This is a genomic window from Mycobacterium haemophilum DSM 44634, assembly GCF_000340435.2.
GTDB lineage: Bacteria > Actinomycetota > Actinomycetes > Mycobacteriales > Mycobacteriaceae > Mycobacterium > Mycobacterium haemophilum.
Genome location: NZ_CP011883.2, coordinates 1,296,354 through 1,317,915, shown reverse-complemented (window position 1 = coordinate 1,317,915; position 21,562 = coordinate 1,296,354). Strand labels below are relative to the sequence as shown.

The window sequence follows — 21,562 nt, the reverse complement described above, 5'->3', positions numbered from 1 at the left end:
CCGAGATGTGTTGCAGTGCACTAAAACTGTGCGGGATAGGGGTCTTGACTTGGGCTCGTTGCGGTCGAAAAAGCGAGGCTAGTGATTTGGCTGGGGCAATTGATGCATGAAATAACGGCTCATCTTTCCCCCCGATGATTTCGCATGATACATAGCGGCCTCGGCGTCACGCACAATCTGCCTAGAGTTGCGCGGGTCATCCTTGGCAATTACCGCAATGCCTATGCTGGCAGTTACCGCCACCTCGGCACCTCGAACACTTACGGGTTTAGCCAGCGCGGCATGGATCCGTTCGACAAGTTGGTTCAACCCCGTCTGGGAGATTTCACCTTGGACTAGGGCGATGAATTCGTCGCCGCCCAAGCGGCCGACGACATCGCCGGCCCGAAACGCCGCCTTGAGCCTATGGGCCGCGGTCTTCAGCAGGATGTCACCGGCCTCATGGCCCAACGAGTCGTTGACTGCCTTGAATTTGTCCAGATCAATAAAAAGCACCGCTCCTCGCCCGGCCGGATCCCGCTCGTCGAGGTGCCGTGACATATGGGACAGCACGTGACCGCGGTTAGGCAGGCCGGTCAGCCCATCGTGCGCGGCCTCATAGGCAAGCCGCTGGCTGGCGGCGTGTTGGGCGGTGATATCGATAAAGGAGAGCAGCACCGACGAGCTTTGCGGATTATCTGGGTCAAGTAGCTGACCGTTTGCTGACAGCCAGACCCGTTGCCCATCACCGGCACAGTCCACTCCAAGAACGCAGCGGGTCTGACTAGCCTGCGTCTTAAGGAATTCAAACAGGGCTCGCTGATCCGGGTTAACTATTCGACCATCGGGTTGGATGATCGGAATTATCGCAACACGTCTAGCTGAATCGTAAACGCGATCACTGGAATCCACACCCAGAATTCGTAGTGCTGCGGGGTTGACCGATTCAACGCGCCCCTCACTGTCTAGTACCACCACGCCCTCGCCGAGTGAATCCACGACGGTCTGGAAGTGCTGCTCAGCCTGCAGTAGGGCCGTTTGATCAGTGCATACCAACACAAACCCGTCATCCATTGCGGCGGCCGACACCCGCACAGACAAGACTGTGCCGCCTGAGGTGCGGTGCGCAACCCGGGCCACACCTCCATTGGAGACAATTGCCGCCGGATCCAATGGCGCACCGACCGCCTCGCTCACCGGCCGCCCCAACGCCTTTGCTGCTGGGCAGTGATAGATCGTTTCAGCTGCCGGGTTCCAGCTGGTGACAATGCCGGTGACGGTGGTGGCGATGATGGCGTCACTGACATAGTTGACCAAAGCGGCCTGATAACGCAGCGTCTTTTCGGCGGCCTTTTGAGCGCTCAGGTCGTGCATGATGACCAAATAAGCCAGTTTGCCGTTCCACCTCGTTAAGACCGACACCACCTCCACGTCCATCGTGGTGCCGTCCAAACGCCGCAAGGTCTCCGGAGTTGGGCCCGAACTGTCCCCGACGCAGCGCAGCGAGGCGATGCGTGCCAGGACCGCATGGATTTCGCCGGGATGCACTATTTCGGTGACCCGGCGGCCAATGAACTGCTCTTCGGAGGTCCCACCCAGCCACCTGACCCCGGCCGGGTTCATATACACGAACCGGCCGCCTTCGTGCACCAGGATCATGTCAGGGCAATGGTCAAGCAGCTGGCGGTAATGCTGCTCCGCAATGAGCTGATCTTCCCAGCAGTCGTTACTCATCGGCCACCCAGCCAAAACCGACGCCTGCTACCGTTGGGTAGGCTGCGATCTGTCACCATGCATCCCCGTTAACGGTGGTACCGCTCAGGGTTGAGAGGTGGTCGCAGACGAGTCTGCCAAGAGCCAGGCCGGTTGCATCGGGACCGTGGCCAAGATCCTTATCGATAAACCGCACATCGGCGACGCGGTCGAGGCCTGCGATCATCGAACTGGCGGCGATCGAGGTGCCAAGGATCAGGATTGGCTTCTGAAGTGCGCTGGCCCAACCGAGTTCGACTGCAACGCCGAGAGACGGGGGCCTTCCCAGCACCGCGACCACCACGTCCGAGGACGCCAATTCCTTATAGTCGATCGGTACGCAGTCACGCGGCAGCAGTGGGGTGGATCCCCAATTCTCGTTGACTTGCGCGGAGAAGTACTCGAAGCCCGCACCACTTAGACAGTCATAGAACTCCTCGAGTTGCCTCCTGAAATGAGGATCGAAGACACCGTCGGCGTCGAGGTAGCTCCCGAACGGCGCCGCAACAAAGACTCTCACGGTTTAACTTTTCCTTCGGTCTGCATAGTTTGGGGCGCCCGTTTTCGAGTGCGCCGGCGGTGTTCTCACACGAATTGGGTGTACTTCTTTGAGTTGCCTTTCGCGAGAGCGACCGGGTACTTGTCCTTAACATTTTCGAGCTTATCGAAGCATGATTGAAGTAGGTCGATGTTGAGGTGCCACGACAGCCGATGAAGATAGTTGTAGATGTCGGCGAGTTCTGCCGCTATCGATTGGGTATCGAGGTCGAGCAAATCGGCACGAGACTTCCATTGCAGCTCTTGGGCAAGCTCGCCAACCTCCGCCATCAGGCTGATAGCTAGATCCTGTGGTGTTTCGAGCTTATGCCAGTCCCGTGCTCGGATTACTTGTTGCAATTCCAGGTGATAGTCCGGCCACTCGGGCCGAACCTGAGTTGCTGACTCAAAGCGATTGGTGCTCCATTGGCCGATGACCACCTGCTCTGAGTCGGCGCCGGGGATAACAGCGTCGAGCCGCCACCCACGAGCCTGCATGACCTGAACCAGCTTTGGCGTCATAGGCATATGTATGTACACACGCCCCGCGGTATTGATGAACTCGTCCACCTGCGTTAGACCGGCAAGCAGCGCACTGAGTGCCATCTCGTTCTTCCAGAAGGCTGTCGAGATTTTGGTCGAACCGCCCTTTTTCGGGCATAGAATGAGCGCGCCGATTAGGTCGCCACCCGTATAGGCAAGGTAGACGATCTTCGGTTTAGATTCCACATCCCACGACTCGCGTATTGCCGCGGCCTTAATTTCTGAGATGTCATGCCGCAGAGCTTCGTTCGAAGCGAACGAAGCCGCTCTGTCCCCGAGCTCCTTCCAATGGTCTTCAGTTTCGGCCCGCACCAACGACACAGCTTCAATCCGTGAATCTGATTCTGCATCTGCTACGCAGGTCGGTCGTTGGAGAATTAGCTCGCAATGCCCTTTCAAGTACTGGTCGCGCGAGGACCCGACGACTCGGAAACCTTCATGAGTAAAGAAGTTCACGGTAGAACGATTCTGCTTGTCAACAGTACAGTAGACATTCCGTACTGGAATATCGGATAACACCTGGTACATGTGCGCAAGAAGGCGATGGCCGACTCCCCGTCCGCGGGCCTTCGGGTCGACGACTATCGGACTGACCTTGGCTGTTTTTTGGCGTTTCACCACATAGTTCAAGAACCCGATGACGGTGTTGGTGCGTGTGCACCGGGCGACGACACCGACTTGCCACGTGGAGTTGTAGCCAATCTCGTCGAGATTGCCGTTGTCGTAAGCCTTTATCAGACGATTGAAGTGAGCAACATGATCACCCCCGTAGTAGCTACTCAATGCATCGACGAACAGAGCCAGCACCGGATCGGTGTCATCGGCATGGAACGGTTCGATAAGAATGTCCATCTGCGCGCGCATACCTCTCTCGACGGCCAAACTGGCTCTTCGAAATAAGAGTGCACCGGTAGTTCGTGGTGCGCTGTTGGTGAGTTCGTGTCGTGTCGCTGAGGTGAGGTGGGGTCCTCCGTGGATGACGATTCAGGCTCCACCTACCATGCAGCGCGAAGGTGACCCGATGTCTGGGCGATCATACAGTTAACGCGGAGGCGGTTCCAATTCGCACTGGGTCTCATAGCTGCTAGTACATGGGACCTTCGATGGCGGTTTGTATGTCAATGGCAGTCGTCGCGCCGACAGCATGCACCGCATGGCTTCTCCGGGGACCGGCCTGGAGAACAAGAAACCTTGCGCACGGTAACACCCATGAGCTAGCAGGGCCCTTGCCGCAGCCTCCGTCTCAACGCCTTCGGCAACTACATCGAGTTGGAAACCTTCTGCAAGAACCATAATGCTGCACACAATGACCAGATCACTGGTGTTGGATCCCAGTTGACGCACGAATGCCTTATCGATCTTCAGCGTGTCAACCGGCAGCGTCTGCAATAAAGACATGACGCTATAGCCCGTACCGAAGTCGTCGATGGCGATCTGCACGCCCACGTCCTTGAGTGCCGCAAGGGTCGCGCGGGCCGTATATAGGTCTTGCACAACGACATTCTCGGTGATTTCCAAACACACCGACGAAGTGTCAAGGCCGGATTGAGTGATCGCGTCCACAACGAAGTCAACAAAACCACCGGTGACCAGCTGTCCTGGTGAGACGTTGACACGCAGCAGCACGTCATGGCCCAAACCGTCTGAACGCCATTCGGCGAATTCGCTGCACGCCGTCTTCAGCACCCACCGGTCCAATTCGCCTGTGAGGTTGATGGATTCGGCTATGGGGATAAAGGAGGCCGGTGACAGCAATCCACGGGTGGGATGCTGCCAACGGACCAATGCCTCGACCCCAATAATATCGCCGGTCCGCAGGTCAACCTCGGGCAAGTAGACCAAGCGAAGGTCATCGGATTCGATACCACGTCGAAGGTGTAGTTCAACGTCATTGCGCAGTTCAGCTTCGATGGACATGGCTGCGCTAAACACCGCAACGCTATTGCCGCCCACCTGTTTAGACGCTAGAACGGCTTGGTCCGCCCAGCGGAGCAGGTCCGAGGGTGTGTCTTGGCCGGGAATTGCTGAGGCGACACCGATACTGACGGTGCGGGTCAGCACCTCGCCCCCGATGGTGACGTATTCCTTGAGGTGGTCGCGGAAACGTTCGGCGAGCGGCTCAGCGTCATCAGCACCCATCGGTGATGCGGGTATGACGACGAATTCGTCCCCGCCGAGGCGAGCGACCAGGCCCTTATCAGTGAAGGCGTCGCGTATTCGGTGGGCGAAGACCTGGATGAACTGGTCGCCGGCGGCGTGGCCCAGGTAGTCGTTGATGGCCTTGAGGCGGTCAAGATCGAAAAACAGCGCCGCGACTGGGCCGGGTTGTCCAGGGGCCAACCTTCGTTCAAGGTGCTGCAGCAACGCTCGCCGATTGTGCAGTCCGGTCAGATCATCATGGCCAGACTTGATTTCGGCGGCAACGCGGGCTTGCAACTGGGCAAAGAGAGTAGCGATGGCCTTGAGAGCATTGAGCTCCGCCTCATTCCATTCCCGGTCTCCGTATTTGACCAACCCCAGCGTTCCGGTGGTGATGTCTCCCGACAGTAGCGGCACGCATGCCAGGGAAACTGCGGGAATGTTTGTGCCCGCCTGGATCCGGCGCTGGTAGTCCGCGTTGGCTGGCTCGGGCCGCAAAACCGCCGGTTCTTTGAGATGCTCGGCAATCGCGAAGACCGAATCGGCATCGGCGAAATACACCACGCCGATCGGGTCAGGGTCCGGTATGTCGACGCGAGGTGGCCATTCGGCTACGAGCTTTGTGGCACGAATGTTGTGGTCGTTATGACGTAAGAAACTGGCATCTACGCCCAGCGCCTCCCCCAGATAGCCCAGCACACGTTGACTGACCTTAACTGACGTAGCAGCCTCGACGGACATGAGTTGGTTGGCGACGGCGGTGACTAGCTCATCGAGCTGGCGCGTTGTGGTGTCGTTGCGCATCCCGGATAGTAACTCTTGGCTCATTGCACCGTTGATGGTGGTGTGTATGTCAAGGGCAGCCGTTGTGTGGCTAGCATGCGCCGCATGGCTTCTCCGGCGACCGGCCCGGAAAACAAGAAACCTTGCCCACGGTAACACCCATGAGCTAGCAGGGCCCTTGCCGCAGCCTCCGTCTCAACGCCTTCGGCAACTACATCGAGTTGGAAACCTTGCGCAAGTGACATAATGCCGCGCACGATGACCAGATCGCCGGTATTGCTTCCGAGTTGCCGCACGAATATTTTGCCGATCTTCAACATGTCGACGGGTAGCGTCTGCAACAGCGACATGACGCTATAGCCCTTACCGAAGTCGTCGATGGCGATCTGCACGCCCACGTCCTTGAGTCCCGCAAGGGTGGCACGGGCGGCGTGTAGGTTTCGGGCAACGATGTTCTCGGTGATTTCCAAACATACGGAGGAGGCGTCGAGACCGTGGCGGCTAATCATGTCCGCGACGAAGTTAACAAACCCGCCGGTGACCAGCTGTCCTGGCGAGATGTTGATTCGCAGCAGCACGTCGGGGCCCAAGCCAACTGATTGCCATTCGGCGAATTCGGTGCAGGCCGTCTGGAAAACCCATCTATCTAATTCGCCAGTAAGGTTGATGGATTCGGCTACGGGGATGAAGAAGTCGGGAGACAGTAGTCCACGGGTGGGGTGCTGCCACCGGACCAATGCCTCGACCCCAATAATGTCGCCAGTTCGCAAGTCGACCTCAGGTAGGTACGCCAAGCGAAGGGCGTCGGATTCGACACCACGTCGAAGATGTAATTCAACGTCATTGCGCAGTTCAGCTTCGATGGACATGGCTGCGCTAAACACCGCAACGCTATCCCCGCCGGCGCGCTTGGCTGCCAGGACTGCGTGATCTGCCCAGCGAAGGAGATCAGACGGTGTGTCTTGTCCGGGGGTCCCTGAGGCGACACCGATGCTGACCATGCGGGTGAGTATCTCACCGCCGATGGCGACGTGTTCTTTGAGTTGGGCGCGGAGACGTTCGGCGAGCAGTTCGGCGGCATCGGCACTCATTGGCGATGCGGGTATGACAACGAATTCGTCCCCACCGAGTCGCGCGATCAGGCTGTCATCGACGAAGGCGGCACGGATGCGTTTGGCGAACAACTGGATAAATTGGTCACCGGCGGCGTGGCCCAGGTAGTCGTTGATGGCTTTGAGGCGATCGAGGTCAAGAAACAGCGCCGCGACTGGACCGGGTTCTCCGGGGACCAATCTTCCCTCAAGGTGCTGCAGCAGCGCTCCACGGTTGTACAGGCCGGTCAGATCGTCATGGCCAGACTTGATTTCGGCAGTAACGCGGGCTTGTACCTGGGCAAAGAGGGTCGCGATGGCCTTGAGGGCGTTGAGTTCTGCCTCGCTCCATGCCCGGTCTCCGTATTTGACGAACCCCAGCATTCCGGTGGTGATCTCCCCGGAGACCAGCGGGACGGCGGCCAGGGAAACCGCGGGAATGGTGGTGCCGTCCTGGATACGGCGCTGATAGTCCTCGTTGGCCGGCTCGGGACGGATCACCAGAGGTTCTTTGAGGTTTTCGGCCATCGCGAAGACCGAGTCGGCATCGGCGAAATACACCACACCGATCGGATCGGGGTCGGGCACGGAATCTCGTATCGGCCAATACGCGATGAGTTTGGTGGCGTGAATGTCGTGATCGTTGTGACGCAAGAAGCTGGTGTCTACGCCTAGCTGGTCCACCAGATAGGCCAGCACCCGCCGACTGACCTCGACTGACGTTGCAGCGTCGACGGCCATCAGTTGGTTGGCGACGACAGTGACAAGCTGATCGAGCCGGTCCGCTGGGGTCTTATTGTTCATCTCAGGTGTTAGCTCCACGACTCCGGGCGTGTCACTACCTCAGACTTACACAAAAACGCTGACAGGCCAGGCTGCCGCCCTTCGCACACATGCTAGCAGTGGCTCGGTCCAAGAGATAATCTAACGGCTCGGCGACAGCCGGGGTTACCGCACTGATCATCCGGATAGGTAAGGGTTTCCAGCACGTTGTTGCCGGCTGACATTGTGGATTGGCTTGTCGGGTTAAACTGCGCCATGCCTGAAATCATGGATTGGGATGCGACCTATCGCAACGAGGTTTTCGCCTGCCACCGCCGTGGAATATCGGAGAACCCCAGCCGGCGATCGCCGAGTTGATCCGCGACGGCAAAGTTGTCGGTGATGTTCTCGATGCGGGCTGCAGGACCGGGGATGTTGCGTTAGATCTGGCTTCGCGGGGCTACCGGGTCGTGGGCATCGACTGTCAGTGGCGGCGATCGGGGCAGCTGTCAAGCGCGCCGAAGAACGGGGGCTGAGCACGGCGACGTTCGTGTAGGGTGACCTCAGGTCACTCACCGGCTACCACGAACGCTTCGACACGGTGTTGGACTGCATCCTGTTGCACTCCTTGCCGGTCGAAGCCCGCGACGACTACCTGCGCTGGTGCACCACGCAGCGAAGCCTGGCGCGGCGATGTATGTGCTGGTGTTCACCACTGACGCTCTGCCGGCCGACTCGCCGTTTCCCGTACCGAACCTGTTCTCCCACGAGGAATTACGCGAAGCTATCGTCAAGTACTGGCAGCTCGACGAGATTCGCCCGGCATTCGTGCATGTCAAACTGCCACCGATTCCCGACCTGTCGGTCCCGCCTTGCCCGGTTGACGACAAGGGTCGAGCCAAGTTGCCGGCGTTGTTGGTCAACGCGCACAAACCTAAGTAGGATTAGCTGGCGTTCAGGTTTCACATCGGTGAATCTGGCATTCGTTCGGCGCTGGGCTCTAACCCGTGAGAAGCTCCACGGGCATGATGCCTTTGGCTAGTAGCGATTCCATCGTCGCGCCGTTGACGGGACGCGAGAATAGGAATCCTTGCGCGCGATGACAACCCAACTTCAGCAATACCTGCGCAGCAGTGGTGGTCTCGACGCCTTCAGCGACGACTTCGAGTTCAAACTCCTTGGCTAGCGCCATGATCGCCCGAACGATCGCCAAATCGCTTGCGTTGCAGCCTATTTCAGTGACGAAGCCTCTGTCGATTTTGATGGTGTCCACCGGCAAGGATTTCAGATGGGTCAGCACACTGTAACCGGTGCCGAAGTCGTCGATGGCCAGGTGCACTCCGACCTCCTTAAGCCCGGCAAGTGTCTTTCGAGTGGGCTCGATGTCTTGGACCACCGCACTTTCGGTGATTTCCAGACATACTGTGCTGCTGTCGAGACCGAATTCATCGAGAGTGCACGCCACTATGTCAACAAAACCCTCGGCGACCAACTGCACTGGCGAGACATTGACGCGCAACAGCGCATCAAGTCCCACACCGGCTGAACGCCATCGACTGAATTCCGCGCATGCCAAGCGCATTACCATCCGGCCCAGCTTCCCTGCGAGGTTGATCGATTCGGCCACCGGGATGAATGAGTCGGGAAACAGCAACCCCCGCGTCGGGTGCTGCCAGCGTACCAGCGCCTCAGCACCCAGGACTTTACCGGTCCGCATGTCCACCTCGGGGAGGTAGTGCAGCACCAGGTCGGTATCGATGATCCCTTCCAGGTGCAGTTCAACGTCGGTTTGCAGCGCGTGCTGTGTGCTGAGCTCGTGGCTAAGAACCGCGACCTTGCTGCCGCCGGCGCTTTTCGCCGATAGCGACGCGTGATCGGCCCAGCGCAGCAGGTCCGACGTGCTGTCATGTCCCGGAAGACCGGTGGCGACACCGATGCTCACGGTGCGGGTAAGTATCTCACCGTCGATCACCACTTGGTTTTGCAGCCGCGTCTGCAAGCGATGGGCGAACGACTCGGCAGCATCGACCGATATCGGCTCAGCGGGCACCACGACGAACTCGTCTCTGCCGAAACGGGCAATAATCGTCCGATCTTCGGCTGCCTCGCGCAGCCGGTCGGCGAAGACTTTGATCAGCCGGTCACCGGCGTTGTGACCGAGGTAGTCGTTGACCGCTTTGAGCCGATCGAGGTCCAGGAAAAGCAGCGTCACCGGGCCGCACTGACCCTCGGCCAGCCTCTCATCAAGGTGCGCGATTAGGGCTCGACGGTTCAGCAGCCCGGTCAGATCATCGTGTTCGGCCAAGTAGCGCAATTGTTCTTCAGCAACGATGCGAGCCTGCAGCTGGGCGAAAAGGGTTGCGATCGCTTGCAACGCGTTCAGCTCATCGCTGTGCCATTCCCGGTCGCCATGCTTTACAAACCCGAGGGTGCCAGTGGTGACCTCTCCGGACAGCAGCGGCACCTGCGCAAGGGAAACAGCAGGCACCGCGGTGCCCTTCTGGATGCGACGCTGATAGTCGGCGTTGGCCGGCTCGGGACGCAAAACCAACGGCTCTTTCAAGTTCTCGATCATCGCAAAGACTGAGTCGGCGTCAGCGAAATACACCACGCCAATCGGGTCTGGGTCGGGCCCATAGTCGCGTGGCGGCCACTCCGCGACGAGCCTGGTCGCATGAATATCGTGGTCATTGTGGCGAAGAAAGCTCACGTCGACGCCGAAGTGCTCCACCATGAGGGCCAGCACCCGCTCACTGAACGGGACCGCGGTGGTGGCAGTGGCCGCCATCAGCTGCGAAGCCACCTGGGTAACTAGCTCGTCCAGGGTGCGGCTCATGGCATTACCTTATCCACTCACACCGACAGCAACCTGATACGGTCAACACTGCGGCGGCTCCGCACTGACGTGGGCCCCGCAATAGCTAGTCGCAGTACCAGTACGAGGGAGTCATCGACCGGGATGCGCACCAGGCGGTGGAAATCGTTGCGCAGCCGACCCAACTCGTCAGCGAACTGCGCAGACAGTTCGTGTAGCTCGTTGGCGTCGTGAGCGTACAGGAATACCGGCGAAACCGGCTGCACGGCAAGTCCATGCTGCTGCGCGGCGATCCATACCGCCTCAACAGCCGATCCGCCGCGGGCGTAGTCGCTCAACTCGCGCCCGTGCACCGAGACCACTACCAGCGCTGAACTGGCCACGACACGGTCGTAGGTGTCTTGGCCCAGCTCTGCGCCGGCGTTCCACTGTGCCAAGTGTTCCATTACGTCAGTACGACGAGCCACGTCCAACTCAGCAAGTCGATCGTGACCCATTTCGAGACTGCACACATCGATCCCAGTTTCCGGAGATGGATCTCCCGGCCATCGCAGCTCCGAAATCATCTCCTCGTGCAGCCGCGGCGTCAGGTACCGCGTACGGTCGGCAGCGGCCAGAATCATGGCCGCTCGGGCGATATCATCACGTGTGGTCAACAGGTGCAGCCGCGCGCCTTCGGCCGCCGCGGTCGCATGAAGCACGTCAATCGTTTCGGCCGAGACCGCGGTCGGCGTGCCGTGGTGGCGGTTGGTCTCACGGGCCAGCATCGACTCGTAGATGGCCGCCAAGTCGGGATTTTGCCCCTCACCCAGACCCAGGGTGACCCGCAGCGGCACGCCGTCAACATCTTCAGCCAGGCTTACCGGTCCGAGCACACCATGGGCCGCGGCCGCAACCTTGGCGTTGAACAACGCTGCACCCACGGCGACGGCGCTGGCACGGAAACCGACGTCGAGGGCCTCGGTGTGTTCCGGCGCAATCCGAATTACCAGGGCCTCAGGGCCTGCTTCGACGTGCCAGGGCTGCTGATTTCCGCCCGACGGTGCGCGGATCGCGGCAGCGGCGATAAGCCCCGCAGTCCCGGATAGTACGGGTTCTGAATACGGTGTCGTCTCCTCGTGACGATCCATAGCCATGTCTGGCTCGACGAGTTGATTGAGCGCCGAGCCGACGTCGATACGGGTACGTCCCGAACGTAGCTCTTCCCCAAGACCGATGCGGCGCACCGCCTCGACCAGCGCCGTAGCTCCAAGCACTACATCCCCCGCCAGTTGGGGCCAGGTCGACAGTGAGCGATCGATCTCGACCAGCGACGCGGCGAAGCGGGGCGACAACCGTTCTGCCTCGAGAATGCGCAAGACGTACGGGACCTTCTCGCGGCTGCTCATCCCAGGAAGCAACCCGGTGTCGAGGCCACTAAGCAGACCGTGCAAAATCGGGCGCTGCGGTTCCAAGTCGAACCGCTCAACATCGACCAGGCCACGGTCATTAGTCGCCATCAGTACTGGAATGCCGCGGCTGCGTGCTCTCTCCCGAACGACAACCTTCATGTCCAGCGAATCGCATTCCTCCACAACGATATCCAGACCCTTGAGGAACTCATCCATGTTGTCTAGCGTCAAGCCGGCATCAAACGTTCGCACCATCAGATACGGGTCCAGCTCGGCGATACGGCGCGCCGCCGCCTCGGCCTTATTAAGGCCGAGGTCGAACACCGTGGCGGGCACCCGGTTGAGGTTGGACAGCTCCAGGTGGTCGAAGTCGGCCAAGCGTAACTGGCCGCACAAGCCCTGGACGGCCAGAGTGTGGGCGATCACATGCCCCACACTCAGCCCAGCGACACCGATGCGCAACGCACCCAACCGAGCCTGCTCCTCGGCGGTGATCTCGTGGCGGTTGCGGTCCAGCCTCACCGCGCGGAACCCGCGGGGGCCCAGCACCGCCACGACCGCCCGTCGCCATGGGTAGTACACCCACCGGGCTTGTTCGGCGACCAACTCCGGATCCGGTGCCGGCCGCAAGCTGAGCAACTCCTGCAGTTGTCGCTCGCGATGGTCGATAAAGTCAACCTTGGGATCGGCGCGCAACCGCTGCAGCATCGCGGCATCAGCGGGGTCATCGGGGACCAGAACCTGTGCGGGCGGGTTCATATCACGTTCATCGCTCAATCGTCGGCTCCTGGATTGCGCCCATACGCCAAGCTGGTATAGCGGGGTACCCATCTTCGGTCATCTGGCCTCCAATCACCCGCGCCGGTGAATGCGGGCCCAAATCGGGGCGCCGGCAACCACGGTGAACGGTGCCGCCAGTGGGAAACCGTCGACCAACGAGTGCACTCTAGCTCGGCGGATGAAGGTAGCCAGCCCCAGGATAACTTCGAGCATCGCGAAATGATCCCTGATGCACGCCCTGGGCCCAGCGCCGAACGGCACGTATTGCCATCGGTTGCGACCCTTCGCGTTCGCCGGGCCGAACCGGTCCGGATCAAACACCAACGACTTTTCCCGCAACGCCGGATCTCGTTGCACGGCAAGGCGTCCGAAGAGCAGCATGGTGCCGGCCTCGATCCGGTAGCCTGCGGCCTCGACGTCGCGGGTAACCATCCGCGACGTCGAGGTCGCAGGCACAACCGCAAAGCCTCATATAGCACCTGCACCGTGTCAGGCAGCGCCGCCACATCATCGGGAGTCAATTTCCGATCGGGCAGCATGGCCACCTCGGCGGCGACACGGTCCTGAATAGCAGCGTGCCGGCCAAGCTGCCACAACGCACTCCACGCCGCCACAACCGACTCGGCGGCCTCAGTCACGTGCCCACCGAACGCCGCGATCTTCTGCTCGGTGAAAATCGGCGGCAGTGTTCGCCTGCGCGGTAACCACGCCTCGTTCGGCAGATCAAACAAGTTCGCCCCAAGCACCCGGCGAAATTCGGATAACAACCGGCTCGTTTTGTCGACCGAACCGTCTTTGTTGGTAAGGATATCGTGAATGGCCTCCGGGGATGTCGCTACCACCGGAGGCATTAACCATTTCGGCTCGAACGTAACTCGAGTGATCGGACCACCGGCTTCGCAAAGTTGGTCGATGCCGGTATGAAATGATCGCACCGCGCGAGCGCGCTGGCGATAAGGCAGTGGATTCTTTGGAGCCAACGGTAACAACGCAATCCGCTTCTTCTGCACCATGTTTCGCCTTCCACATCAGTTACGCACCGCCATGCTCTACTCGAAGCGCATTATGCACGGGCGGGGTACGAGACAATCGTCGTGGTCATCCGTCACAAAGAACCGGTTCCCGGGGCTGCTGCGGTAGTTACGCTCAGCGCGTCCGCATGGCGCATAAGCTTGCGCGACTCGATAAGCATTCTTGACCATTGCTTCGGCTCAGCATAGTTAGCTAATGTACGGCGGTCCCACCAGTACATCATTGTTCGGTAGCGTTCATCCGGGTATGCCACAGCCGAGATTTCCTCTGCGATTACTGCCCCTGAAGAACACCAACGGCCCAGTGCATGGGCTGCCGCGGTCCCCATAACGAACTGAATATCTAACAGGGGCATGCTTAAAGGTATGGCACGCGCCAAAGCCGCAGCAATCGGATCACGGCGATCAGATCCGCTTTCAACCCACGCGGTCTTCAGCTCCACGGCCCCAAACGGCACACGATCATTGATCATCTTGCGCACCGCGGGCAGTCCGGGACTACCTGCCCACTCAACCACCGCATGCGAATCCTCGGCGGACCCCAGCGGACCAATCACGCGCGCACCTCCGACCACCCGTCCTTGCATATTTACCGCGGCGAAAAATAAGCGTGTATCATTACCACCACTAGCATTAGGATCTAGGGTACACTGAACTCCGTGTTTGCTGTAGGCGCGAAACGCGCCGTCAAGGTATTCATCCCACAACGTGCGATCAAGCGCCGGCTGCGATACCACAAGCCGGCATTGTGCGTCGGGAACCCACACACTGAGGTTTTCCCGAAGACGCAACTCTTGCGTCGCGACAGCATAAGGTTGAGCGGTGGTCATGATTCTCCAATCTGTTGAGTGTCAATCGGTTACACAGAGCGTTATTGCATATGCGGCAAATAGCGTGGTCCAGTAGGACCCGCCGCAACCTCTGGCGATATCCAGCCAGTCGTTTTTATGACATGATTCGAACTGCTATCGAATCGTGTTGCGCATACTGCGCACAATCTCCGCATTTTGCGGCGTATTGCGCGTGCTGCGCAGATATGTTGTCTTTCGACATCTGAGTCCACGACTCTCGCGTGCACGAATAGGCAAAACTATATAATCCGTGGTAACGGATCGGTCGTGCCTGACCCCGGTTGGTACTGATGCCGTCGATCGTTATTTCGACGGGTTTGCGCCGGCAGGCGCGATTCGCGCAACGTTGCTCGAGATATTGTCAGAACCAGTTAATGGGTTGTTTAGGCGCGACCTCCATTGGTTGATTTAATCGGTGCTATAGGCGCGATAGCGACCGGTCGTTGGACCAGAATTGCCTTTGAAGAATAGGGCGCCGACTGACCAAATCCTGGCGGGCGCATGAGCCGGAACCGTTGGTTACCTTGGCCCGTAGCCGTAGGTCAGCTTGAGAGCGGCCAATGCAAATAGGGGGCGCTGAACTTCATAAGCGCAACAAGGACATTGCCTTGCCGATGCGTCACAGGTACGGGACAGCATTTACCGCAACGCAACCCAGCACCCAAGCCCACCGGAACCGATTGCCAGCACAGGTGCGGTTATCCCGCGGCAACGATTTCACACAGCACATCCAACCTTCGGCTCGGTCGACTCGCAATAGGTATCGGTCAGCGCGACCAATTCGTTACGGCTATCGTCGCGCACTTCAATCTCTAACAAGAGACACAGCTTGTCTTGCGGAAGCGAACTGTAAGTGGTGTTATCCAACCCGCAGGTCTCACTCGGTGCAGGTCTTGGCCCTGCCTTGCCACTGAGCTGGCAAACCGAGTGATGGATGCCCCCAAACCCAACCCGGCGCCAAGGAAGCGCTCCAGGGGGCCAGGCCGAAAACGCTTGCGGGACAACCGATAAAACCAAAGCGCAGCAGGACCGTGGTCAGCGGTGGCGACCTGGGCACCCACACCCACGAGACGCGGCACCTCCCCCGCGCCAGTATGTGTCGAAGTCGAGCACCATCGCGGAACTACGGCGACCATGCGCGTACCTTCCCGAACCAGGGCAGCACCGCGGCCCTCATCAGAGCTACCCGAAATTTCGGTGGTTCCCCGGCGGGGAGATGCGGTCCCCTCTACGCACCGCCCCGCCGGGTGTCATTTACAGACCTAGGAGCTTTGCTCGCAGCATTACTCAAGGTTTGTGACGGTTGAATTTGGCCTCGTCGATGGGGTAACCCCGATCGATGGGGGACCTCGCTCACCGCTATAACCAATTGACACGCGCCGCGGTTTGCTGGCCGCAAGCCACCACAAATCTATGCCCACTACGCCGACCCACTACTCGGTGAAGAAGTCGGCCGGTAGCGCCTTCGCAAAGTGCCAGCCTTGGGCGGCGTCGCAACCGAAGTCACGCAACCGGGCGGCTTGACCGGGCGTTTCGACTCGCTTTGCGCAGACAGTGATCCCAAGCTTGAAGGCGAGATCAATCATTGCTCGGGTGATCTGTTCATCAGCCAGCCGACCGTGGATGTCGCCGCCGAGGTTCTCGATGAACTCGCCGGCGAGTTTGACCATGTCGACGGGCAGGTTACGCAAATAAGCGAGGCTAGAGAATCCGGTGCCGAAGTCATCGATCGCAATACCCACACCGATGGCGGACAGTTCCTGCAGCCTGGTGATCGATGCCTCATCTATGCTCAGGCTCGCGTTCTCGGTAAGTTCGAGCTGCAACGCGTGGGCAGGTAGGCCGGTGTCGCCGAGCACCCGCTCGACCATCGGGAGAAACCCAGGATCCTGGACGTTGCGGGCCGAGACGTTGACGCTGACGAATGGTCGTGGGTTGGTGCTGTCGTCACGCCAGTTGCGAATGTGTCGGCAGGCCTGCTCAATCACGAAGGCAGTGAGCGGCACGATCATGCCGTTTCGCTCGGCGAGGCCGATGAATCGCGCCGGGAGCAGGGTGCCCAGCGTCGGGTGCGCCCAGCGCAGTAGCGCCTCGACGCCGATGAAGCGTTTGTCGTTAAGCCGGACAATCGGCTGGTAGACGAGGAAAAACTCCCCGCGATCCAGCGCAGCGGGCATCACCTGCAATAGGCCGTCACGGGCGCTGCCCTGCTCGCAATCGGGATCACCGTAAGACCATCCACTGCTTCGGTCTTTCGCGTCGCCGCTGCCATCCTTACCAGCCGGCCTATCACTAAACCGATCCGGCAGCGACCCGCTCCGCATGGCGCCGTCTGTACGTAACGTCGACAGGCACTCAACGTCGGCGTACCGCAGCGCATCCGCAGATACGCCGTCCGAATCGTCGCGACCCGCGACTTCCGATGCCGACATCACGCCAGTTCATTTCCCTCATTAACGTGGGTTGGGCGACGATGCCCAGCCAGCCACAAACTCTAGCGATGCTGCGCGATGAAGATCGTCAGTAATATTACGTACAACTTTCCACTGTGCCGCGTAAACGACTCACGGCTGCCCACCTCGACACCCGAGCCACGAAGACGAAGGCGCAGGCTGTGCCGGTTAGCAGCAGAAAACCGACCCGGGAATCGGGTGACTGCGACCGACGATCGCTGCCCCATGCACGAGACTGGCCTCAGTCGATTTGACCTTCGGCAGGTCAAACCCCGCCGCCCCTGTTGCCGAATTCGTCCGCCACACACAGGGTCAATATCGTGCGCCTAGCCGAAAATTGTTGATACACTTAACGATTCGGGTAACGACTTGCTCTGACGTGCTCTTCGGATTTCGACCCGAGGAGCACGCCACGGCAACCCAGTGCCGCGGTGGGCGCTGCAAAATCTACGCGGTATCAATGCCGGATGTACGCAGATGCGCTGATGCTTATTGCTCGACGATGGCAAATGATGGCTAGCATGCCCACGATTGACCCGCGGAACGGACGCTGCTGATGCCACCAACTATTTCAGCACCATTGAGCCATGACGAATGCACGATGGGGACACAGCTTCGACAGGAACTGCGCGACTGCGCTATCAAGTTGCGCAAGCTGGCCTACAACCTCCCGCACGGGGTAGGCGAGTTTGAGCTGCTGCGATTGTCTGAGCATATGGCCGCAACCGCCGACCAGCCGGTGCTACAGCACTAGTTGCGTCATCGGCACGTCAGCGGGAGCCATCGCCGGCGGGCTGTTATGTCCGCGCTCCAGGCCGTTCGGATAAACACACCGGGCCCTTTTCAACGGCCCCGATCAGCCAATGCTGCTCTGGCAGCACACATTTGGGCCTGCCCATAGCCGCCGTCGAGAACACCGCAGCCTAGTCCGAAGTTACTTGCTGCCTAGATAGCGATTTTTAGGGTTTTACCTGGGCTTTTGCGGTGCATCGTTCTGGCTACAGGGCTCCTGAGGAGCAATGATCGCACGTGGGCCATGGCGAGGCCGTCAACCGAAGCACCCTACAGGCGCTTGTAGTGGCGCCCCGCTCATGTTCCGATATTCATGCTAGGCACTTCTGTCTACAAAGATCGGCAACAATCACCTATCGTCCCAGATCACACCACGAATCCACCCCAAAACCCGGATTAACTTCGGCCTAGTTGTGGCGCGCAGCTTCTTGCACGAGTTGGACACGGGAGGTAAGGCCAAGTTTGGAGTAGATGCGGGTGAGGTGAGTATGCACGGTGCGCACGGAGACGAAAAGCCGTGACGCGATGTCTTTGGTGTCTAACCCCTCGCTGACGAGCCGTACTACATTGTGCTCGGCAGGAGTTAGAGATTCCCAGCCGGTGGCCGGTCGTTTACGGTTGCCACGCCCGCGCTGCGCGTAGGTGATCGCGTCCTCGAGGGACATAGCGGCTCCCTCGGCCCAGGCGGAGTCAAAGTCCTTGCGGCCCATCGCACCACGAAGCGCCGCCACTGCAGCCTCATAGCCAGCGTCCCAGACTTTGAAGCGGACCTCACCTATCTTCTCACGTAGCGCGGACGCCGCACCGAAAAGACGCCCGGCTTGACGATGGTTGCCACCCTTGCTGATCAGCTCCGCTAACAATTCCATGCTGTCCGATATGCCCAGAGACGCCTGGATATCTGCACCGCACGCAAGCGCGGCATGGATATCAGCTCGTGCCAGTTCTGGTTCACCCTGCGCTATCGCGACGCGCGCACGCGTTGTCAAGGCCGCCATTTGATGCCACCCAGCCGTCGCAGCAACACCCTCGTCGGCGAGGCGTCGCGCCGTGATGACATCGCCTCTTGCCAAAGCGACCGCCGCCATGAGTTCGAGGTGTATCGCTGCCAGGCCGTGGTCAGCACCAAGGTGCGGCCGGCATGCCTCGCTGGCCTCGCCAGCCGCGGCGACATCGCCCATGGCTAACGCCGCGAAAACCATTGCCGCATAACCAATGCCGCGATATATGCCACTTAATTCCGCTGCGGCTTCGACGGCCATGCCGGCCGTGGCCAGCGCCACGCTGACATCGCGATGCACCAGGGCCCGAGTTTGGGCGTACAGACCCAAAGCTCTCGTCACTGCATCGTTGGCCGCTTCAGCACCGGCAGCAACTTCACCCGATCGCGCGATCGCTCCGTCTACATCACCCTGCCATAACTGTGCAATGGAGAGCAGCAAGCGGCACTGTCGCGAGACGAACCGGTCCCCGATTTCTTGAGCGAGATCGTCGGCCGCTTCCGCCGCTGCGCGCAAAGCAACCGGGTCACCTGACACGCAGAATCCAACAACTCCCCAAAGCTGAATTTGGCTCAGTGTCCACTTATCTTCGTGCGTTCGCGCGAGCTCAACCGCCTCGGCGAAGTAAGGCCGAGCCACCTCTGCGTCGTAGCCACCGCTGAAACCGCAGGCAGTAAGCACCCGAGCCAAAACGGCAGGGTCACCTATCTTGCGTGCCATAGTCAGGGCTTGTTGAGCTAGAGCGACAATGTCACCGCCGTCTGCTGGACTGCTGGCCAGCATGGCGTGGAGCACAACCTTGTTGGCAACCGCCCGCGCTAAGACCTCTTTGGGCGCAGCAAGGCGATCGACGTTTTTGTGTTCGAGGATCGAGTCGAACCAGGCCAACCCCTCATACATGTGGCCGCGCCCAAACCAGATCGGCTGAAGTGAGGAGGCGAGTTGCAGTGCGCCAGCGATATCGCCGGTTTCGCGGCTCCATGCGAATGCGCTACGCAGATTGTCAAGCTCGGTCTCAACTTGCTCAACAAGCTGCTCGTGGTCGGTGTCTCCCGGAGCATCCAGCAGGGCCCCAAGCGCCATGTAGTGATCGCGGTGACGAGTACGCACAAGGTCGACCTCGTTAGACTCTTGGAGTTTCTCCATCGCGTACTGGCGCGCCGTTTCAAGCAACCGGTACCGCGAGCTACCCTGTCTGCCTTCGACCGTCACCAGCGACTTGTCTATGAGCAGGGTCAGCCGATCGAAAACCTGATCAGGCTCATCAAGATCATCGTGCCCGACCGCGTGGGCCACCGTGAGGTCGAATGTCCCCGAAATTACCGACAAGCGGCGAAACAAGACCCGCTCGCTTTCGGTCAGCAACGCATACGACCAATCCATCGAGGCACGGAGCGTCTGTTGGCGTCGCACCGCGGTGCGCGCACCACCAGTCAGCAGCCGAAACCGGTCATCCAAACCATCGGCTATCTCGGTTAGCGATAGCGTGCGTATCCGTGCGGCGGCAAGCTCGATCGCCAACGGCATGCCGTCGAGGCGCTGACAGATCTTGGTCACGATCTGACGGTTGTCATCGGTAATGCTGAAACCGGGTTGTACCAGGGCAGCGCGGTCTGTGAATAGTTCGACCGCCTCGTCGGCCGGCGACAGCATCGAAACCCGCCAGGTAACTTCGCCGGCCACCCCGATCGGCTCGCGACTGGTCGCCAAAATCGTCAACGACGGGCAAGCGCCCAAGAGCGTGGTCATCACCTCCGCGCACACCTCGAGGAGGTGCTCGCAGTTGTCCAACACCACCAGCATGCGACGGTCACCGACGCACCGACGCAGGTCGTCTACCACCGCAATCGGGGCGATGTCGTGATCGGTGACCGGCGCTAGGTCGAAGTACGACAGCTCGCCGCCAAACTCGTCTGCGACTCTGTCGACGACCTGTAACGCGAGCCGCGTTTTGCCTACTCCCCCTGCACCGACCAGCGTCAACAACCGTTTTTCGGTCAGCAGCTCTTGCACCTCTTTGATCTGCGCGGTGCGGCCCACAAAAGTGGTGAGCGGCGTCGGAAGACTTTGTCCGCCAAGGACGGTCCGGGTACTTAGCTCGGGAAGGTTTCTGCGCAGATTACGGTGACACAACTGCATGACACGTATCGGCCGAGCCAGATCCCGCAATAGGTGACTGCCAAGATCAACTAGCCAGGTATCAGCGGGGAGCCCGTCAATGACGAGATCACCTGTGGTAGAGGACAACACCGTCTGTCCCCCGTATGCCAGGTCGAGCAACCCTGCAGCCTGGACCATCGTGAGAACCACATTATTGGCATCGTCGTTGGATATCTGAACCTCACCGGTGTGCAGGGCGATGCGCAGCCGCACTGGTACCAGCGGGGCCAGCTGCAGGTCTACGGCGCAAGCTGCGGCGTCGCTAGCACGAGCGAACGCCGCGAGAAAGTTGCCTCGTGCCCCTTGGACAACCTGTTGCACCCCGCCATGGGCCGCGACAGCTTCGGACACCGCGCAGTCCAGGCGTGTCATTACGTCCGCTGCCTCATCGGGTTGTGTTTCTGACAGCTCTGTCAAGCCCTCGACGTCAACCAGAAGCAACGTCACCGTGCAACCGCGATGGAGGTCCGTCGGCACGTCGGTCGATCTTAGCCGCGCCACCAGACTTGAAGCTAAATAATCGGCGCCAACGGGTACGGGTTTCTGCATCTCGCCCAAAGAATACATGTCTGCCGGCAAACATTCGGCCGTGCATGTTAGCCGCGGTCTTGTTCCGACGAAATGCACAGTCTGCGCCAAATATTTGGAGAGAAACCGATTCTCGATCGATCAACCTGTTGACATCTCGCAAGCCGGCAGGCT

General features: G+C 59.8%; 12 protein-coding genes and 1 pseudogene. 2 read left to right on the top strand and 11 right to left on the bottom strand.

The features are described from left to right. Positions 1 to 78 precede the first annotated feature (78 nt). The 5 genes from B586_RS06310 to B586_RS06290 form a co-directional block, all read right to left on the bottom strand. Positions 79 to 1,713 carry a sensor domain-containing protein gene (locus B586_RS06310; RefSeq protein WP_054880401.1) on the bottom strand — a complete coding sequence of 545 codons (1,635 nt, stop codon included), beginning with the start codon at positions 1,711 to 1,713 and terminating at the stop codon, positions 79 to 81. A 52-nt stretch (positions 1,714 to 1,765) separates the two neighbouring features. Beyond that, a complete protein-coding gene (locus B586_RS06305) occupies positions 1,766 to 2,251 on the bottom strand; it encodes a nucleoside 2-deoxyribosyltransferase (protein WP_054880402.1) in 486 nt (161 codons plus the stop codon). Between the two features lie 65 nt (positions 2,252 to 2,316). Continuing rightward, entirely contained in the window at positions 2,317 to 3,663 is a 1,347-nt protein-coding gene (locus B586_RS06300) for a GNAT family N-acetyltransferase (protein WP_168162511.1), read from the bottom strand. A gap of 189 nt (positions 3,664 to 3,852) precedes the next feature. After that, positions 3,853 to 5,754, bottom strand: coding sequence for a putative bifunctional diguanylate cyclase/phosphodiesterase (locus B586_RS06295; RefSeq protein WP_054880404.1), 1,902 nt, complete (start codon positions 5,752 to 5,754; stop codon positions 3,853 to 3,855). A 20-nt stretch (positions 5,755 to 5,774) separates the two neighbouring features. Further along, a complete protein-coding gene (locus tag B586_RS06290) occupies positions 5,775 to 7,628 on the bottom strand; it encodes a putative bifunctional diguanylate cyclase/phosphodiesterase (RefSeq protein WP_054880405.1) in 1,854 nt (617 codons plus the stop codon). Between the two features lie 246 nt (positions 7,629 to 7,874). Here B586_RS06290 and B586_RS06285 point away from each other — a divergent pair. Continuing rightward, positions 7,875 to 8,528, top strand: a pseudogene (locus tag B586_RS06285) (class I SAM-dependent methyltransferase). Positions 8,529 to 8,586: 58 nt separating this feature from the next. Here B586_RS06285 and B586_RS06280 read toward each other — a convergent pair. The 5 genes from B586_RS06280 to B586_RS06260 all read right to left on the bottom strand — a co-directional run bounded on the left by B586_RS06280 (position 8,587) and on the right by B586_RS06260 (position 16,886). Then, positions 8,587 to 10,422 carry a putative bifunctional diguanylate cyclase/phosphodiesterase gene (locus B586_RS06280; RefSeq protein WP_054880406.1) on the bottom strand — a complete coding sequence of 612 codons (1,836 nt, stop codon included), beginning with the start codon at positions 10,420 to 10,422 and terminating at the stop codon, positions 8,587 to 8,589. A 17-nt stretch (positions 10,423 to 10,439) separates the two neighbouring features. Next, on the bottom strand, positions 10,440 to 12,551 hold the full coding sequence (locus B586_RS06275) for an Rv1355c family protein (protein WP_054880407.1): 2,112 nt from the start codon (positions 12,549 to 12,551) through the stop codon (positions 10,440 to 10,442). Positions 12,552 to 12,644: 93 nt separating this feature from the next. Next, a complete protein-coding gene (locus B586_RS22700; protein ID WP_418001127.1) occupies positions 12,645 to 13,028 on the bottom strand; it encodes a cytochrome P450 in 384 nt (127 codons plus the stop codon). 649 nt (positions 13,029 to 13,677) lie between these two features. Next, positions 13,678 to 14,433, bottom strand: a complete 756-nt coding sequence (locus B586_RS06265) for a hypothetical protein (RefSeq protein ID WP_054880409.1) — start codon at positions 14,431 to 14,433, stop codon at positions 13,678 to 13,680. A gap of 1,454 nt (positions 14,434 to 15,887) precedes the next feature. Continuing rightward, positions 15,888 to 16,886 (bottom strand): EAL domain-containing protein, encoded by a 999-nt coding sequence (locus tag B586_RS06260; protein ID WP_418001126.1) that lies wholly within the window; start codon positions 16,884 to 16,886, stop codon positions 15,888 to 15,890. A gap of 622 nt (positions 16,887 to 17,508) precedes the next feature. Here B586_RS06260 and B586_RS21345 point away from each other — a divergent pair. Beyond that, on the top strand, positions 17,509 to 17,661 hold the full coding sequence (locus tag B586_RS21345; RefSeq protein WP_168162510.1) for a hypothetical protein: 153 nt from the start codon (positions 17,509 to 17,511) through the stop codon (positions 17,659 to 17,661). Between the two features lie 445 nt (positions 17,662 to 18,106). Here the strand turns inward: B586_RS21345 and B586_RS06255 are convergent, their stop codons facing one another. After that, positions 18,107 to 21,427 (bottom strand): LuxR family transcriptional regulator, encoded by a 3,321-nt coding sequence (locus B586_RS06255; protein WP_054880410.1) that lies wholly within the window; start codon positions 21,425 to 21,427, stop codon positions 18,107 to 18,109. Positions 21,428 to 21,562 lie beyond the last annotated feature (135 nt).

Coding starts and splice junctions, on each gene's coding strand:
- B586_RS21345 (WP_168162510.1), top strand. CDS start 17,509: ATGGGGACACAGCTTCGACAGGAACTGCGCGACTGCGCTATCAAGTTG.
- B586_RS06275 (WP_054880407.1), bottom strand. CDS start 12,551: ATGAACCCGCCCGCACAGGTTCTGGTCCCCGATGACCCCGCTGATGCC.
- B586_RS06280 (WP_054880406.1), bottom strand. CDS start 10,422: ATGAGCCGCACCCTGGACGAGCTAGTTACCCAGGTGGCTTCGCAGCTG.
- B586_RS06260 (WP_418001126.1), bottom strand. CDS start 16,886: ATGTCGGCATCGGAAGTCGCGGGTCGCGACGATTCGGACGGCGTATCT.
- B586_RS06295 (WP_054880404.1), bottom strand. CDS start 5,754: ATGCGCAACGACACCACAACGCGCCAGCTCGATGAGCTAGTCACCGCC.
- B586_RS06255 (WP_054880410.1), bottom strand. CDS start 21,427: ATGTATTCTTTGGGCGAGATGCAGAAACCCGTACCCGTTGGCGCCGAT.
- B586_RS06300 (WP_168162511.1), bottom strand. CDS start 3,663: ATGGACATTCTTATCGAACCGTTCCATGCCGATGACACCGATCCGGTG.
- B586_RS06290 (WP_054880405.1), bottom strand. CDS start 7,628: ATGAACAATAAGACCCCAGCGGACCGGCTCGATCAGCTTGTCACTGTC.
- B586_RS06310 (WP_054880401.1), bottom strand. CDS start 1,713: ATGAGTAACGACTGCTGGGAAGATCAGCTCATTGCGGAGCAGCATTAC.
- B586_RS06265 (WP_054880409.1), bottom strand. CDS start 14,433: ATGACCACCGCTCAACCTTATGCTGTCGCGACGCAAGAGTTGCGTCTT.